This is a genomic window from Arthrobacter sp. ov407, from assembly GCF_900102895.1.
In the GTDB taxonomy this organism is placed as follows: Bacteria; Actinomycetota; Actinomycetes; order Actinomycetales; family Micrococcaceae; genus Arthrobacter.
Window position 1 is genome coordinate 23,399 of record NZ_FNGD01000002.1, and the last position, 16,892, is coordinate 40,290.

Annotated in this window: 13 protein-coding genes; 5 read left to right on the plus strand and 8 right to left on the minus strand. The window is 69.2% G+C overall.

Annotated elements, in window-relative coordinates:
• Positions 1-86 precede the first annotated feature (86 nt).
• The gene (locus tag BLS42_RS02865; protein WP_090577039.1) at positions 87-4,019 is read left to right on the plus strand and encodes a Pls/PosA family non-ribosomal peptide synthetase; all 3,933 of its coding nucleotides are present in this window, start codon (positions 87-89) and stop codon (positions 4,017-4,019) included.
• 47 nt (positions 4,020-4,066) lie between these two features.
• Complete coding sequence (locus BLS42_RS02870) at positions 4,067-5,488, plus strand: M1 family metallopeptidase (RefSeq protein WP_371129496.1); 1,422 nt, start codon at positions 4,067-4,069, stop codon at positions 5,486-5,488.
• A 25-nt stretch (positions 5,489-5,513) separates the two neighbouring features.
• Here BLS42_RS02870 and BLS42_RS02875 read toward each other — a convergent pair whose 3' ends face one another.
• From BLS42_RS02875 to pheS, 3 genes are read right to left on the minus strand one after another with little or no spacing between them, the layout of a single operon-like run.
• Complete coding sequence (locus BLS42_RS02875) at positions 5,514-6,257, minus strand: 4'-phosphopantetheinyl transferase family protein (protein ID WP_090576198.1); 744 nt, start codon at positions 6,255-6,257, stop codon at positions 5,514-5,516.
• Between the two features lie 45 nt (positions 6,258-6,302).
• Entirely contained in the window at positions 6,303-8,846 is a 2,544-nt protein-coding gene (pheT, locus tag BLS42_RS02880; protein ID WP_090576201.1) for a phenylalanine--tRNA ligase subunit beta, read from the minus strand.
• Between the two features lie 2 nt (positions 8,847-8,848).
• Positions 8,849-9,910: a phenylalanine--tRNA ligase subunit alpha gene (pheS, locus tag BLS42_RS02885; protein WP_090576206.1), complete on the minus strand. Its 1,062-nt coding sequence runs from the start codon at positions 9,908-9,910 to the stop codon at positions 8,849-8,851.
• A 281-nt stretch (positions 9,911-10,191) separates the two neighbouring features.
• Between pheS and BLS42_RS02890 the strand changes: the two genes are divergently transcribed.
• Both BLS42_RS02890 and BLS42_RS02895 read left to right on the plus strand, forming a co-directional pair.
• A complete protein-coding gene (locus BLS42_RS02890; RefSeq protein WP_090576209.1) occupies positions 10,192-10,662 on the plus strand; it encodes a DUF4157 domain-containing protein in 471 nt (156 codons plus the stop codon).
• Position 10,663: 1 nt separating this feature from the next.
• A complete protein-coding gene (locus tag BLS42_RS02895; RefSeq protein ID WP_090577046.1) occupies positions 10,664-11,302 on the plus strand; it encodes an SIMPL domain-containing protein in 639 nt (212 codons plus the stop codon).
• Between the two features lie 68 nt (positions 11,303-11,370).
• On the opposite strand, the gene pcp is transcribed toward BLS42_RS02895, so the two are convergent.
• A complete protein-coding gene (gene pcp, locus BLS42_RS02900) occupies positions 11,371-12,012 on the minus strand; it encodes a pyroglutamyl-peptidase I (protein WP_090576212.1) in 642 nt (213 codons plus the stop codon).
• Between the two features lie 100 nt (positions 12,013-12,112).
• Between pcp and BLS42_RS02905 the strand changes: the two genes are divergently transcribed.
• Positions 12,113-13,261 carry an Rv2578c family radical SAM protein gene (locus BLS42_RS02905; RefSeq protein WP_090576215.1) on the plus strand — a complete coding sequence of 383 codons (1,149 nt, stop codon included), beginning with the start codon at positions 12,113-12,115 and terminating at the stop codon, positions 13,259-13,261.
• A 75-nt stretch (positions 13,262-13,336) separates the two neighbouring features.
• On the opposite strand, the gene BLS42_RS02910 is transcribed toward BLS42_RS02905, so the two are convergent.
• From BLS42_RS02910 to BLS42_RS02925, 4 genes are all read right to left on the minus strand, one after another.
• Positions 13,337-14,710, minus strand: coding sequence for an NAD(P)(+) transhydrogenase (Re/Si-specific) subunit beta (locus BLS42_RS02910; protein WP_090576218.1), 1,374 nt, complete (start codon positions 14,708-14,710; stop codon positions 13,337-13,339).
• Entirely contained in the window at positions 14,707-15,108 is a 402-nt protein-coding gene (locus tag BLS42_RS02915; RefSeq protein ID WP_090576220.1) for an NAD(P) transhydrogenase subunit alpha part 2, read from the minus strand. Before BLS42_RS02915 ends, BLS42_RS02910 begins: the two co-directional genes overlap by 4 nt.
• On the minus strand, positions 15,108-16,250 hold the full coding sequence (locus BLS42_RS02920; RefSeq protein ID WP_090576223.1) for a Re/Si-specific NAD(P)(+) transhydrogenase subunit alpha: 1,143 nt from the start codon (positions 16,248-16,250) through the stop codon (positions 15,108-15,110). Before BLS42_RS02920 ends, BLS42_RS02915 begins: the two co-directional genes overlap by 1 nt.
• Positions 16,251-16,338: 88 nt before the next feature.
• Positions 16,339-16,803: a (deoxy)nucleoside triphosphate pyrophosphohydrolase gene (locus BLS42_RS02925; protein WP_090576226.1), complete on the minus strand. Its 465-nt coding sequence runs from the start codon at positions 16,801-16,803 to the stop codon at positions 16,339-16,341.
• Positions 16,804-16,892: the final 89 nt, after the last annotated feature.

A 16,892-nucleotide genomic window follows, 5' to 3' on the forward strand; every position in this document is an offset into this window, starting at 1 on the left:
AACACCATCCGTTCATCTCCTGCAGGGACAATGCGCCAGTGACCGAGCAACGACTGACCCCGAGTGAAGCCTCCGACGCCGCTACGGTGCAAGGTCTTCCGGCTACCCGCGCCACCCTCTACGAGCCCCAACTGCCGGGCGCACTCTCCGCCCCGGCAGAGCGGACGCTCATAGACATCCTCCGCGATACCGCCGCCCGGTTCCCGGAGGCATCCGCCCTCGACGACGGCCACCGCTCGCTCAGTTACGCCCAGCTCATGGACGAAGTCCGGGCAACCGCGAGGAACCTGCATCTTGCCGGGCTGGGGGCCGGCGACAAGATCGGCGTCCGGATCCCGTCCGGCACCAACGAACTCTACGTCTCGATCCTGGCCGTGCTGCTGGTCGGTGCGGCCTACGTCCCGGTAGACGCCGACGATCCGGATGAGCGGGCCAAACTGGTCTTCGGCGAGGCCAGGGTGGCCGGCATCCTCCGCGCCGGCGGGAAGATCGTCACGGACAGCAACCATCCCCGGCCCTTCCCCGGCGCCAGGCCGCCCGGCCCCGACGACGACGCGTGGGTCATCTTCACCTCCGGCTCCACCGGCACACCCAAAGGCGTTGCGGTCCAGCACCGCTCGGCCGCCGCGTTCGTGGACGCCGAGGCCCGCATCTTCCTGCATGGCGATCCGGTGGGCCCGCAGGACCGCGTGCTGGCCGGCTTGTCCGTTGCCTTCGATGCCTCCTGCGAGGAAATGTGGCTCGCGTGGCGCCACGGTGCCTGCCTTGTTCCGGCACCCCGGGCGCTGGTCCGGACCGGGATGGACCTCGGCCCTTGGCTCATCAGCCACGGCATCACTGTGGTCTCCACCGTCCCCACGCTCGCCGCGCTCTGGCCCGTGGAGTCGCTGGAAAGTGTCCGGCTGCTCATCTTCGGCGGGGAGGCGTGTCCGCCAGACCTTGCCGAGCGGCTCGCCGTCGAAGGACGCGAAGTGTGGAATACGTACGGGCCCACCGAGGCCACCGTGGTCGCGTGTGCCGCGCGGCTGGGCGCGCCCGGCCCCGTCCGGATCGGTCTGCCGCTGGACGGCTGGGACCTCGCCGTCGTCGACGCCGATTCACTGCCCGTCCCCGAAGGCGCGGTGGGCGAACTGATCATCGGCGGCGTGGGGCTGGCCCGGTACCTTGACCCGGTCAAAGACGCGGAAAAATACGCCCCCATGCCGTCCCTGGGCTGGCCGCGCGCCTACCGCTCCGGCGACCTCGTCAAATACGAAGCAGAAGGCCTCATTTTCCAGGGCCGCGCCGATGAACAGGTAAAGCTCGGCGGCCGCCGGATCGAGCTCGGAGAAATCGACGCCGCCCTGCAGTCCCTGCCGGATGTCGCTGGCGCCGCCGCGGCCGTGCAGACGACCGCGGCCGGCAACCAGATCCTGGTCGGCTACCTTGCCGCCGTGTCGGGCGTAGACATCGACCTTGCGGCCGCACGCGAAATGCTGGGCGAGAGCCTGCCGGCGCCCCTCATCCCGCTGCTGACGCTCGTGGATTCGCTGCCGACCAAGACCAGCGGCAAAGTGGACCGCCATGCCTTGCCCTGGCCGCTCAGCGGAACCGGAGCTGCCGAGGCCGACGGCGCCCCGCTGAACCTGCCCGATGACGCGCAGTGGATCGTGGAGCAGTGGAGCGCCGTGCTCGGAAGCCCGGTCACGAGCCTCGACGCCGATTTCTTCGCCTACGGCGGCGGCTCGCTGGCCGCCGCACAGCTCGTATCCGCCCTGCGCGTCCGCTATCCCACCATCACAGTGGCCGATATCTACGCGACACCCCGGGTGGGCGCCCTGGTGGACGAGGCGCGCCAGTCGCTCCCGGAGGGCGGAATGGTCGCCGCCCAGGAGCGCACCGTCCGGCCCACGGCACGGACGTCCCAGGCCTTCCAGACGCTTCTGGGCGCTCCCCTGCATATCCTTGTCGGCATGCGCTGGCTGACCTACCTGATGGCCGCCAACAATCTTCTGGCCGCCTTCGCCGGATTCAGCGCCGCGCCAACGGTCTCGTGGTGGTGGGTGGGCGCGTCCTGGCTCGTCTTTGTCAGCCCCGCCGGGCGGATGCTGCTCTCCGTTGCCGCCGCCCGCCTCCTGCTCCGCAACGTCGTGCCCGGCACGTATCCCCGGTCCGGGCCGGTGCACCTCCGGCTCTGGCTCGCGGAACAGATCCAGGACCTTTCCGGCGCTATCAGCCTGGCCAGCGCACCCTGGGTGCCCTACTACGCGAAGGCGCTCGGCGCGAAGATCGGCGAGAACGTCCAGCTGCACTCGCTCCCGCCCGTCACCGGACTGCTGTCCCTTGGCGCCGGATCCAACATCGAGCCCGAAGTTGATCTGTCCGGCTGGTGGATCGACGGCGACCGCGTCCACATCGGCGCCATCCGCATTGGCCCCGGCGCAAGCGTCGGCGCCCGCAGCACGCTCATGCCGGGAGCCACCGTGGGTGCCGGGGCGCAGGTGGAGCCGGGCTCCGCGGTGATCGGAAAGGTCAAGGCAGGGCAACTGGTGGCCGGGTCACCGGCCGAGCGCCGCGGCAAGGCCCGGCACTCGTGGCCGGACTCCCCGCCCGAGCACCGGCTGATGGGCCGGCTGTGGTTCGCCGGCTTCGCCGCGGCGTCCGCCATGCTGGCGCTCATCCCCTTCGTCTCCGCCGCCGTCGCGGCCTTCGTGATCTTCGCGTTCATCCAGGGCAGCTCCTCCCTGCCCGCGGCTCTGCCCGGCATTGCGCTCTCGATCCCGCTGGCGGCACTGGCATGGTTCCTGACCAACCTGCTGCTGATCCTCGCCACGACCAGGCTCCTCAGCGTCGGCCTCGCAGAAGGCTACTACCGTGTCCGGAGCCGGATCGGATGGCAGGTTTGGGCGACCGAGCGGGTACTGGACCTGGCCCGGGATCTGCTGTTCCCGGTCTACGCCAGCCTCTTTACGCCGGTCTGGCTGCGGCTCCTCGGCGCGAAGATCGGCCGCAACGTGGAAGCCTCGACAGTGCTGCTGATCCCGAGCATGACCACTGTGGGCGAAGGCGCGTTCCTGGCCGATGACACCATGGTGGCGTCCTACGAACTCGACGGCGGCTGGATGCGGATTGCCCCGGCGAAGATCGGCAAACGGTCCTTCCTGGGCAACTCGGGCATGACGGCGGCCGGGCGCAACGTGCCCAAGAACTCCCTCGTGGCGGTCCTGTCCGCGACGCCGGCCAAGGCGAAATCCGGGACATCGTGGCTCGGCAGCCCGCCCGTGCGGCTGCGGCGCACCGCCATCGCCTCGGACGACACGCGGACGTACGAGCCGCCCCGGAGGCTGAAGATCGCGCGCGCCCTGTGGGAGCTGTGCCGGTTCGTCCCGGTCATGCTGACAGTCGCCATCGCCGTCGGCGTGATGCTCGCGTTTGACGCGATGGCGACAGTCTTCAACTATGGAATCGCCGCCCTCCTGAGCGGGGTGGTGGTCCTGCTGGCCGGGGCCACGGCCGCGGGCAGTGCCGTAGTGGCCAAGTGGCTGCTGGTGGGCCGCATCCGCCCCGGCGAGCACCCGCTGTGGAGCTCTTTCATTTGGCGGAACGAGGTGGTGGACACCTTCATTGAGATGGTCAGCGCCCCGTGGTTCGCGCGAGCTGCCACGGGGACACCGGCGCTGGTGTGGTGGCTGCGGGCGCTCGGCGCGAAAATCGGTGCGGGGACCTGGTGCGAAAGTTACTGGCTGCCCGAGGCGGACCTTGTCACGCTCGGCAGGAATTCGACCGTCAACCGCGGGTGCGTGGTCCAGACCCATCTGTTCCATGACCGTGTCATGAGCATCGACACTGTTACGCTCGATGACGGAGCCACCATGGGCCCGCACGGCGTCATCCTGCCGCAGGCCAGTATCGGCAGCGGCGGCACGGTGGGGCCGGCGTCCCTCGTCATGCGGGGCGAAACCGTCCCCGCCGGGACGTACTGGATGGGCAATCCGGTCAGCCCGTGGGACGGGCCCGCACCGCCCGCCGGGCCCCGTTAGTCTCGGCTGCGCACGTCCACCAGCACCACAACCCGAAGGTCCGTCCATTGAGCACCAGCGCACCAAGCAGCGGCGCCGCCGCCGGCGGGGAAATCAGCCGCGAAATCAGCCGCGAAGTCAGCCGGGCAACCGGTCCGGAAACGGGCGCCCCGGACCCCTATATGCCGGGCCATGGAACCAATGCCTACCGCGTCACCCGGTACGAACTCGATCTGGACTACCGGGTCAGCAGCAACCGCCTCGCCGGGCACGCCGTCCTGCACGCCATCACACAGCTCCCGACGTCGGCGATCGTCCTGGACTTGGCCGGGTTGCGGGCCACGAAGATCCAGCTCGACGGACGCAGGGTGCGCAGGTTCACCCAGCGGGCCGAGCAGCTCGTGATCTATCCCGACGGTCCGCTCCTCGCCAACGAGGCCTTCACCCTGGACATCCGCTACGAGGGCTACCCTGCGCCGCGCCGCGGCCTGTGGGGCGAAGTCGGTTGGGAAGAGCTCTCAGACGGTGTGCTGGTCGCCGGCCAGCCCAACGGAGCCGCCTCCTGGTTCCCGTGCAATGACCACCCACGGGACAAGGCGAGCTACCGCATCACCGTGACCACCGACGCGAACTATCGGGCCGTGTGTAACGGCGTGCTGCTCTCCCGCACCAACAGGGCCAGCCGCGAGACCTGGGTGTACGAGCAGGCGGAACCCATGGCCACCTACCTGGCAACGGTCCAGATCGGCCGTTATGAGCTCCTGACGCTCAATGCCGAGCGGCCGTCAGGGCACGTTCCGCAGTACGTGGCCGTTCCGGCGTCGCTCGCCGCGGCGGCCCGGGCCGGCCTGGCCCGACAGCCCGACATGATGCGGACCTTCACCAACTGCTTTGGGCCGTATCCGTTCCCGGAGTACACCGTGGTGGTCACCGGGGACGTGCTGGAAATCCCGCTGGAAGCGCAGACACTGTCCATCCTTGGCCCAAATCATTTGCGGCAGGACTGGGACTCTCAGCGGATGGTCGCCCACGAACTCGCCCACCAGTGGTTCGGGAACTCGCTCACCACGGCGACATGGAAGGACATCTGGCTGCACGAGGGCTTTGCCTGCTACGCGGAATGGCTCTGGTCGGAAGAGGCCGGCATCATGTCGGTGACGGCTCGCGCCCGCGCCGCCTGGCGCAAGCTCGCCGCTTCCCCGCAGGACCTGATGGTGGGCGATCCGGGCCCGGAGTTGATGTTTGATGACCGGGTCTACAAACGCGGAGCCCTGGCCCTGCACGCACTGCGGGTACGCTGCGGCGACCTCGCGTTCTTCGCCCTGCTGCACGACTGGACGGACCGCTTCCGTCACGGCACCGTGACCACAGCCGACTTCATCGTCGCGGCCGCCCACACGACAGGCCTCGACGCAGAGGCCCTGCTGCACCCGTGGCTGTTCGACACCGCCCTCCCGCCGCTTCCGCAGGCAGCGCCGCCCAGGCTCTAAGGGAAGAACTGCTCTGACGGCAGGGCTAGGGAATTACCGCGAGGGCGACGGCGGCCACGAGGTCCGCGGGCAGGCCTGTCTCGTCCGGCGGCAGGTCCCGAAGTCCGGCGCGGCCGTCCACGTTCGAGGCGAGCACGTCGAGGGTGTCCGGGGCCGTCTGCAGCCCCGTGCCCAGCATCTTGAGCCACGCCTCCTTGCGCGCCCACAGCCGCGCCCGGCCCCGCAGCAGGGGGATGCCGTCCAGGCCGGCGAGGTGCAGTTGTTCGGCCGGGGTCAACACGACGTCGTCGAAGCCGTCGAAGTCCGCCCGGGCCGGATCCTCGACGTCGATGCCCAGACGCTGGCCCGGTTCCGGCTCAACGACCCCGGCCAGGAGTGTCCAGCCGGCCGCGCGGGACAGGCTCAGCAGCAGCGGCACGGCCTCGCCCCGGAGCTGGTAGCCGGGCTTGCCGTGTGAGATGTTCGCGCCGGTGCCGCACCGTGGACAGCTGTACCAGGCGGTGAGGTCCGACGCCGGGACGCCGAGCAGGCCGGCGGCGAACCGCCGCTGCGCGAGCCGTCCGGCGAGGAAGTCCTGCCGGGTCCGCGGGGTCATGGCCCGGGCCCGCTCGAGCTCGGCGCCGTCCAGCAGGGAACGCGAGTCGCGGTCCAGCTCAGACGCAGCCGCGGTTTCCGTCTCGGGCCCCGGCACGCCGGGATCGCCGGAAACACGAGTAACGCCGGAAACGCCAAAGGGCGGGCAGGCACGCACAACAAGGTGTGATGCCATGACCCGCCCCCTTTCAGAAAGTCAGCGCTGTCACCAGCGCAGTTCTCAGCGCTGCATCGCTCCGAAGCGTTCGTGGGCAGCGGCAACAGCACCTTCACGCGCCGCCGAGGCCTCGTCGGCCGTCAGGGTGCGGTCGTTGGCGCGGAAGCGCAGGCTGAACGCCAGCGACTTCTTGCCCTCCGCGATGCCCTTGCCCGAGTAGACATCGAACAGTGCGACGTCTTCGAGCAGCTCGCCTGCGCCTTCACGCAGGGCCGTGAGCACCTCTTCCGCCGGGACGTCCTGCGGCACCACGAGGGCCACGTCCTGGGTGGCCACGGGGTACGTCGAGATGTGCCGGGCCACGATCACGTCGGCAGCCGCCTCGAACAGGGCGTCGGCGTTCAGTTCCAGCGCCACGGAACGGGCCGGCATGTCATATGCCGCCAGCAGCTTCGGGTGCAGCTCGCCGGCGTAGCCCACTACTTCGCCGGTGCGCAATTCAAGCTGCGCTGCCCGGCCCGGGTGGAAGGCCTGGTGCCGGCCCTGTGCGACCAGTAGTTCGACGCCGAGCACGTCGCCGGCGATCCGGGCGATGTCCACCGCGTCCGCCCAGTCCCAAGCCCGCGGGGTGTGGGCCGGGGCGGCAGGAGAGTCGTGGCCCGTGAGCACGGCGGCGAGGTGCAGCGGCTGGTCCGGGACGCCGTCGTACAGGCCGTCCAGTACCTCGTCGCTGGGCTTGACGCCGAGCGGCGGAATCGCGGCGGTGCCCAGCTGGTCGCCGGGCAGGAACACGAGCCCGGCCTCGAAGAGGGCGAGGTCGCGGAAGCCGCGGGAGTGGTTGCGCTTGGCTACCTCGATCAGGCCCGGCAGGATGGAGGTCCGCAGGAAACCGTGCTCCTCGCTGATCGGGTTGGCCAGTTTGAGGGCCTTGCGCTCCGCGCCCTCTGCGGGGACGCCAAAGGTGTCATTAGCGGCCTTGGAGACGAACGGGTAGGCCAGCACCTCGGTGAGTCCGGCGTCGGCGAGGGCCTGGATCATGCGGCGGCGCTGCTGCTGGACGCGGCTCAGGCCACGGCCCGGAGGCGCCACCGGCAGGGTCGCCGGGATCTTGTCGTAGCCGACCAGCCGGGCGATTTCCTCGGTGAGGTCGTCCTTGGTCTCGAGGTCGTGGCGCCAGCTCGGGGCGGTCACCGTGTAGCCGTTACCGGTCGCGCCAACGACGGCGCCAAGGTCCTCGAGCGAGGTCAGGATCTGTTCTTCGGTGAAGTCGATCCCGATCCGGGCTGCCGCGTACTCTGCCGGCAGTTCGATGGTGACGGCGTCAGGCGCGGTCCCGACGTCGGTCCCGGCCTCGTCGGCCGTTCCGCCGGCGAGTTCGACCAAGAGGTCCACCACGCGCTGGGCGGCGACATCGGCCACCTGCCAGTCAACGCCGCGTTCGAAGCGCTTTGACGCCTCCGACGGCAGCTTGTGGCGGCGGCGGGCGCGCGCGATCGACACTTCGTCGAAGTGCGCTGCCTCAACCAGGACGTTCGTGGTGGCATCGGACACCTCGGTGTGGGCGCCGCCCATGACGCCGGCGATCCCGATAGGCCCGGATTCGTCCGTGATCAGCAGATCCTCGACGTCGAGCGTGCGCTCCTTGTCGTCCAGGGTGGTGATCTTCTCCCCTGCCGTGGCCCGCCGGACGACGATGTCGCCGGCCAGCTTGTCCAGGTCATAGCAGTGGTTCGGCTGCCCGAGCTCGAGCATGACGTAGTTGGAGATATCCACCGGCAAGGAGATGGACCGGATGCCGGCGAGCCGGAGTCGGGAGGTCATCCACGGCGGGGTGGGCCGGGTGGCATCCACACCGCGCACGGTGCGGGCTACAAAACGGTCGCAACCGGGCTTGCCGTAGATGGGGGCGTCGTCGTTGAGCTTGACGCCGTAGCCGCCGGACAGCGCCTCCGGGACCCGGACCTTGGACACCGGGTCCGTGAACACGGTGCCGGTGGCGTGCGCGTATTCACGGGCCACACCGCGGATGGAGAAGCAGTAGCTGCGGTCAGGGGTGACGTTGATTTCCGCGGCCTGGTCGTAGAGGCCCAGCAGTTCCATGGCGTCGGTGCCGATTTCCGGGTCGAGACCGACCCTGGACAGCACCAGGATGCCATCGTGGTCCTCGCCGATGCCGAGTTCCCGCACGGAGGCGATCATGCCGGCGGAGAGGTGCCCGTAGGTCTTGCGCGCGGAAATGTGGAAGTCGCCCGGCAGCACGGCGCCCGGAAGAGTGACCACCACCTTGTCGCCTTCGACGAAGTTGTGGGCGCCGCAGATGATGCCCTGCACGCCGGAGGGGTCGATGCCCTCGCCGGTCAGGGTCTGCTGCCGGCCCTCGGGGACAACCCGGACCTGGCACCAGTTGATGGTCTTGCCGTTGGTCTGGGGTTCCTTGACGATGCTGAGCACCTGGCCCACCACGATCGGACCCTGGAGGGTGTCCGTGGGGCGGTGGACTGCTTCTTCTTCGAGTCCGACCTTGACGAGCTCGGCCATGACGTCTTCGGCCGTTGCTCCGGCCGGTACCTGCGCGAATTCGCGCAGCCAGGAAAGTGGGATACGCACTGTTAGATCTCCATCCCGAAGTGCTCGCTGAAACGTACGTCGCCTTCAATCATGTCGCGCATGTCGCCAACCTCGTTGCGGAACATGAGGGTGCGTTCGATGCCCATGCCGAAGGCAAAGCCGGAATAGACGTCCGGATCGATGCCCGCGGCGCGCAGGACGTTGGCGTTGACCATGCCGCAGCCGCCCCACTCGATCCAGCTGGGGCCGCCCTTGGCGCCCGGGTGCCAGATGTCGAGTTCCGCGGACGGCTCGGTGAACGGGAAATAGTTGGGGCGCAGCCGGATCTGGGCTTCCGCACCGAACATCTGGCGGGCGAAGTGCTCCAGCGTGCCGCGGAGGTCTGCCATGCTCAGCTTCTTGTCGATGGCCAGGCCTTCGAACTGGTGGAACACCGGGGTGTGCGTCGCGTCGAGCTCGTCTGTGCGGAATACCTTGCCCGGGCACAGCACGTAGATGGGCAGTTCCCGTTCCAGCATGGAGCGGACCTGCACCGGCGAGGTGTGCGTGCGCATGAGCAGGTGGGCCTCGGGCGGCTCGACGAAGAACGTGTCCTGCATGTCGCGGGCGGGGTGGTCCGGCTTGAAGTTCAGGGCATCGAAGTTGAACCATTCGGACTCGACCTCGGGCCCTTCGGCGATTTCCCAACCCATGCCGACAAAGATGTCCGCCACGCGGTCCTGCAGCGTGGACAGCGGGTGGCGTGCACCGGCCCGGCGCCGGCGCGGCGCCGCCGTGACATCCACGGTCTCTTCGACGAGGATCCGCGCGTCGTTCTCGGCCTCGAGCTCGACTGTGCGGTCCGCGAGCGCTTTGTTGACGCGTCCCCGGGAGGCACCCATGAGCTTGCCGGCGGCGGCCTTCTGGTCCTTCGGAAGCGCCCCGATCTCACGGTTGGCGAGGCTCAGCGCGGACTTTTCGCCCGTGTGCGCGAGGCGCACGGCTTTGAGTTCATCGAGGGTCGCGGCAGCGGCGATGGCGGCCACGGCCTGGTCTACGGCAGCGGTAATGGCGGCTTCATCCAGAGGATTCGGGACGGCGGCGCCCGGCAAGGTTTCAGTCATCTACTGTTCTTAGCTACGAGTCGGATCATGCCAACAGCACACGGGACGGGCACAGGGCGCGGCGCGGGTTCTCGGCAAGGCTTGTGGTCACTGTCCCCAGTCTAGTAGACGGCCGTCGGCCGCCAGTCAATCGCCTGCCAATCGTCGGGCGTTCGTGACGCTCCGTCCCTTCGCGCCCTGTGGACGCTGACGCCGAGGACATCCCCACGGACACCGGGGCATCCCGGCCGCCCCTGACCTCTCCATGGAAGGGCATAGACGCCCCCGGCTACCATGGCCTCATGACGCCCGGACAACGGCTACGCCAGATCGCCAACATCCTCAACGGGTCCACCCTGTTGGGCCTGCTGCTGGCAGCCTGCGCCCGGACATCCGTCAGCTCCGGTCCGCGCGGATTGCTGATCGCGAGCCGCTACCGCTGGCGGCTTCCGTTTGCCGCGGCCTTCACGGTGGGCAACGTCATCCTGTTCCGCGCCGGCCCGGACACCGCCCGCGCCGATCCAGCACTGCTTCGACACGAGGAGCGCCACAGCACCCAGTACGCGTGGTGCCTCGGGCTCCCCTTCCTTCCGCTGTACTTCATCGCCGCGGGCTGGTCCCTCTGGCGGACGGGCAACCCGGGCAGCGCCAACTTTTTTGAGCGCCACGCCGGCCTGGAAGCAGGCGGCTATCCCCTCCCCGGCACGCCCGGGACCAGTCCATGGACGCACCGAAGAATCGGCGCCGCCACCCCCAAACGTTATGAGGCCTGACGTGACAGAGAACCCCAGGAGCATCTCGGTCACAGGAACCGGCAGTGCCGAGGCGGTGCCGGACCTCTTGACGTTGTCGATCGGCGTTGAATGCCGCCGCGAGAGCGTGGCCCAGGCCTACGACGAGGCAGGAACACGGTCGGCCGCCATCACGGCGGAGCTCCGGCAACACGGCGTGGACAGCACCGACATGTCCACCTCCGGGCTGAACGTCCGGGCCGAGCTGAACTGGCAGGACGGCCGGGGCCAGACCGTGACCGGCTATCTGGCCTCCAGCACGCTCACCGTCAGGCTCCGCGCGTTGTCGGCATCCTCGCAGATCCTTGCCGCGACCGTTGCTGCCGGCGGCGACTCCGCCCGGCTGAACGGGCTGAGCCTCGGCTTCGCGGATTCCGCCGCCGTCGAGGCCCGGGCCCGGGAGGCGGCCTGGCAGGACGCCCGCACGACGGCCGCGCACTACGCCGCACTCTCGGGGGCCGGCCTCGGCAGGGTCCTTTCCCTCACCCAGCACACCGGTTTCCAGGCGCCGATCCCGGTGGCGAAGATGCAGCGGGCGGTGGCGGCGGACTCGCTCACCGTTGAGGCTGGCGAGTCAAGCGTCACCGCCACGGTCGATGTCGTCTGGGAACTGCTCGACTGATTCTTCGAGTAATTGTTCGAGTCACTGACGGCGGCCGCTACCGGCCTGAGCCGTCGGACGGCCCGCCGCTAGTGCGTTGCGCCGGCTGCAAGCCTGAGATCCGCCGTCGTCGCTAGCGCGGTGCGGACCACGACGGCGAGCGCCACCGCCATCTGGTGCGCCGGCAGCGATGGCGTGCTGCTCCCGGCCGGGAGCTGGGTGTCCGCGTAGGGGACGTGGACGAACCCTCCCCTGGTGCCCGGACGCAGCCGCAGGGCGTGCATGAGCGCGTAGAAGACGTGGTTGCAGACATAGGTGCCGGCGCTCTGGGACACTTCCGCCGGGATCTGCTCAGCAGTCAGCGCCGCGAGCGCAGCTTTGACGGGCAGCGACGTGAAGTAGGCTGCCGGTCCGCCCTGGACCACGGGTTCGTCCACGGGCTGGTTGCCGGCGTTGTCCGGGATCCGGGCATCGTCACAATTGATGGCCACCCGTTCCAGGGAGATGCGTGCCCTCCCGCCGGCCTGGCCGGCGCACAGCACAAGCTCCGGCCGGAAACGCTCAAGGGCCTCCGCTAATACCCTGGCCGAGTCCCCAAAGACGCAGGGCAGTTCCACCGCCTGAACATCCAGCCCTTCGGCCTGGAGCAACCGTGCCGCCGAACGCGCCGCGGTCCAGGACGGATTGGCCGTATCGCCGCCGAACGGCTCGAACCCGGTCAGGAGAATCATCGCCCTAGCCTAGCAATGCGCCTCACGCTGCGACGGGCGACCCGACAGGTGGCGCGGCGGCATCCTTGACATTTAGTCGAACATATATTCGAATGTAGACATGAGATGGGACGCACAAGCACTTGAGCGCGGCGATTCCCCGGCCGCCCTTTCCGCCGATTCGCCAGCCGCACCAGCCCTGCTGCCGCTGGCCGGGCTGGTGCGGTCCGTGTCCACCCCTGAGTTTGCCGGGATCACCTTCCATGAGGTCACCGCCAAATCGGTGCTCAACAAGGTGGTCGCCGGTTCGCGAATGCCGTTCGACTGGACCATCAACCCCTACCGCGGCTGCAGCCATGCCTGCGTCTACTGCTTTGCGCGCAAGAGCCACACCTATCTGGACTTCGACGCCGGCCTGGACTTTGACAGCCAGGTGGTGGTCAAAATCAACGCCGCCGAGATCCTGCGCAAGGAACTGGCCAAGCCCTCCTGGCGGCACGAGCACGTGGCCCTTGGCACCAACACAGACCCGTACCAGCGCGCCGAGGGCCGCTATCAGCTCATGCCGGGCATCATCGGTGCCCTCGCCGATTCCGGCACTCCCCTGTCGATCCTCACCAAGGGCACGCTCCTGGCCCGGGACATCCCGCTGCTGAAGCATGCCGCGGCCCAGGTGCCGGTGGGGGTGGGCATTTCGCTGGCCATGACTAACGAAGAACTGTCCGAGGCCGTGGAACCGGGAACGCCGGGGCCGCGGGCTCGGCTGAAGCTCATCTCCCGACTGCGGGAGGCTGGCCTGCCCTGCGGCGTCATGGCCATGCCCATCATGCCGTGGCTCTCGGACAGCGACGACGCCCTCGACTCCCTTTTCGGCGCCCTAGCGGCGGCAGGCGCCACTGGGGTCACGGCCGGTGCACTGTACCTGAAACCGGGTACCCGTGAATGGTTCATGCAGTGGATTGCCCGCGAACATCCGCAGCTCGCCGGCAAGTACCGTCGACTGTACGGCAGCGGGTCCTATGCGTCCAAGGAGTACCGGGCGTGGCTGGCCGGCCGCATCCGCTATTTCAAGAACCTGCACGGCTTTTCCGGTTCCCAGGGATTCAGCCACCGGGACCTGGAGGGCGGCACCGACCACGACGATGCCCGCGAGGAAGAGGCCCAGTACCCGGCGGGAAGCATCCCGGACACTGCCGGGCACGCCAGCGCCCGTCACGCCGGCCTCACCAACGCAGCCCACGCCAACACAGCCCAGCCCATGCTGTTTTGAAGCCCGCTGCACCTCAGAGCACCACCTCAGAGCACCGGCTGGCCTAGAGCGCAGGGTGTCTAGAGGGCTGAGTGCCTAGAGTGCCTTGACCGCGCCGAGCACCCTGGCCAGCGAATCCTTGGCATCCCCGAACAGGAGCGTGGTCTTGGGATCGTGCAGGAGCTCGTTCTCGATGCCGGCAAATCCCGGGCGCATCGACCGCTTCAGGAACACGACCTGCTGGGCCTGCACCACCTCCAGGATCGGCATCCCGTAAATCGGCGAACCCGGGGAGGACTTGGCCGCCGGGTTGACGACGTCGTTGGCTCCGACCACCAGCGCGATGTCCGTGTTCGCGAACTCGGGGTTGACTTCGGCCAGCTCGCGCAGTGACTCGTACGGCACGTTGGCCTCGGCCAGGAGCACGTTCATGTGGCCGGGCATGCGTCCCGCCACGGGGTGAATGGCGAAGACCACCTCCACGCCGCGAGCTGCCAGGGCCGTGGCGAGTTCCGCCACGGTGTGCTGGCCCTGCGCCACGGCGAGTCCGTAGCCGGGAACGATCACCACGCGCTGGGCGTAGCCGAGTTGAACGGCAACATCCTCCGGCGACGAGCAACGCACGGGCCGGTCGCTCAGGGCGGTGGAACCCGCCGTCGAACCACCCTTGAACGCCCCGAAGAGGATGCCGGCGACTCCGCGGCCCATGGCCGCGGCCATGACCTTGGTCAGGATTGTGCCGCTCGCGCCGACAAGCGTCCCGGCGACGAGCAGCAGGACATTCCCCAGGACCACGCCCGACGCTGCCACCGCGAGTCCGGTGAAGGCGTTCAGCAGTGAGATTACGATCGGCACGTCCGCCCCGCCGACGGGCAACACCAGGAGCAGCCCGGCGGCGAGCCCCAGACCCAGCAGCGCGAGCGACCAGCCGAGCGACCCCGTCAGGACCACCAGCGCTCCCGAGACGACTGCCCCCAGCAGGACGGCCCCCATGACCCAGGGCATGCCCGGAAACAGCAGCGGGCGGGTGCTGATGAGTTCCTGCAGCTTGCCCACAGTCACCGCGGAGCCGGCGAAGGACACCGCGCCCACCAGCATGGTGAAGACCACGGCCAGGCGGACCCATGGATCCTCGTTGTGGCCGAGTTCCAGTACGGCCACAAGTGCGGCGGCCCCGCCTCCGACGCCGTTGAAGAGCGCCACCAGTTGGGGCATCTGGGTCATCTGCACCCGCCGGGCCACGGGGACGGCAATCGCGGAGCCCACGGCGATGGCGCTAAGGATGAGCGGAATATTCTCCAGCCGCGCCGAGAAGAACACGGTGACGACGGCGAGGAGCGCCCCGGCGGCACCGATGGCGTTGCCGCGGCGGGCGGTCCGTGGCGAGCTGAGGCCCTTGAGCGCCAGGATGAAGCAGACGGCAGCCGCAAGGTAGAGCAGGGCCGTCCATTCGGGAGTCAGGAGACTCATCGGCCCTCCCCCGCCACGCCGCCGCCGGCGCTCCCGTCACCGGGGTGTCCTGCTCCCGCGGTCCCGCCGGCTGTGGCGGTGCCGGCTGTGGCGGTGCCGGTTGGGGCGGGTGTGCGTGCCCGTTTGTGGGCACCGAACATCTCAAGCATCCGGTCCGTGACCACGAAGCCGCCCACCAGGTTGACGGTTGCCAGGACCACGGCCAGGAGCGCGATGCCGAGCACCCACGGGTCGCTGGCCTGCCCGGCCACGATGATGGCGCCGACCAGGATGATGCCGTGGATGGCGTTGGCGCCGGACATCAGCGGTGTGTGCAGCTTGCTGGTGACCTTGGAGACGACTTCGAAGCCGACGAACACCGCCAGCACCACCACTGTCAGCAACGCGACCGGGCCCATCATGCCTCCGTTTCCAGTGCTGCCGCGGTGGGGGCATGCCGCACGGCGCCGCCGTGGGTCAGGCACGTTCCGGCGACCACGTCGTCGTCGAAGTCCGGGGCCACTGCGCCGCCGTCGGTCATGAGGGCGAGGAAGTTGCTGACGTTCCGGGCGAAAAGCCGGGACGCATCCGACGGCATGGCGGATGCCGCATCCTGCAGGCCCACGAGCGTGACCGACCCGCCGTCGACCGGCACCTGAACGTCCTGGCCGGCGATCACGCCTTCGACGTTGCCTCCGGACTCCGCGGCGAGGTCGACGACGACGGATCCGGCCCGCATGCTGGCAACCATGGCGGTGGTCACCAGCAAGGGAGCGGCCCGGCCCGGGATGGCCGCGGTGGTGATCAGGACGTCCGCTGCCGCGACGTGCGGGGCCAGGAGGCTGCGCTGGCGTTGTGCCCGGTCCTCGCCGAGGGCGCGGGCGTAGCCTCCCGTTCCGTCGGCGGCCGCATCGACGTCCAGATTGATGAATGTGCCACCCATCGAGGCGACCTCGTCGGCGGAGGCGGCACGGATGTCGTTGGCCGACACCCGCGCGCCGAGCCGCTTCGCCGTGCCGATCGCCTGCAGCCCGGCGACACCGGCCCCGAGAACCAGCACCCTCGCCGGCGGGATGGTCCCGGCGGCGGTCATGTAGAGCGGGAAGAACCGTGGATACCGCGCGGCGGCTTCCAGCACTGCGCGGTAGCCCGTGACCAGGGCCTGCGAGCTCAGCGCATCCATGGACTGTGCCCGGGAAATCCGCGGAAGCAACTCCAGGGCGAACGAGGTGATCCCGGCGGCGGCCAGCGCGCGGACAGTCGGCAGTTCCGAGGCGGGCGATGCCAGGCCGATCGTGACCGTGCCGGGCCGAAGCCGGGCCGCGGCCTCCGGGGTGAGCGGGCGAACATGCAGCAGGACATCGAGGGCCTCGAACGGGAGTTCGGAGATCACGGTGGCGCCGGCCTCCTTAAAGGCGGCATCCACGAACCCTGCTTCGTTTCCGGCGCCGCTCTCCACCAGGATATGGAGCCCGAAAGCTGTCAGCTGCTGGACCGTCTCAGGTGTGGCCGCAACGCGGCGTTCTCCGGTTCGCTGCTCTCGTCCGACACCGACCTGCACGGCCACTCCTCTCGATTGCGTTCAGAGTAGGCACATGCCTGACGGTTTGGCGAGAGGCGGGCATCCAAAGTCCGTCGGCGCGTCCGGGTCAGCGGCTCAGCCGGGCTCCCACTCCGCGCGGCCCGGTGGCCCGGACTGCCGTCAGGAGGGCCTCTACGATCGGGAAGTCCGCCGGGATCCATGGCAGGCCCAGGACCGCCGCCGGGTTACGGAGGTCGAGCCAGCGCAGTTCGTCGTGGTCCTCCAGCGGCCTGGGCTCTCCCTCAACGAGTTCGGCGAACCAGACCCTCATCGCCGCCTTCTCGTTGAGCGGCCAGCCCGTGACGGTCCCCGCGGGCAGCTCGGACCCGAGCCGCACCAGCACGCCCAGTTCTTCCCGGAGCTCGCGGTGCAAGGCGTCCTCGGCTGCTTCGCCTGGCTCCACTTTTCCGCCCGGGAACTCCCACATTCCGGCAAACTGCGGGGGCGCCGTCCGCCTCGCCACAAGGAGCATGCCCGGTTCGGCCAGGGAGTCCACTACTGCGCCGCCGACGACGCCAATGAGTCCAGTCACGCCCCAAGTCTAAGGCGGGCGCCGGGTCCGGGAACCGGAGCGGGGACAGGGAGTGGCCGCGGGTAGGGGACAATGGTGGAGGCGGCCGC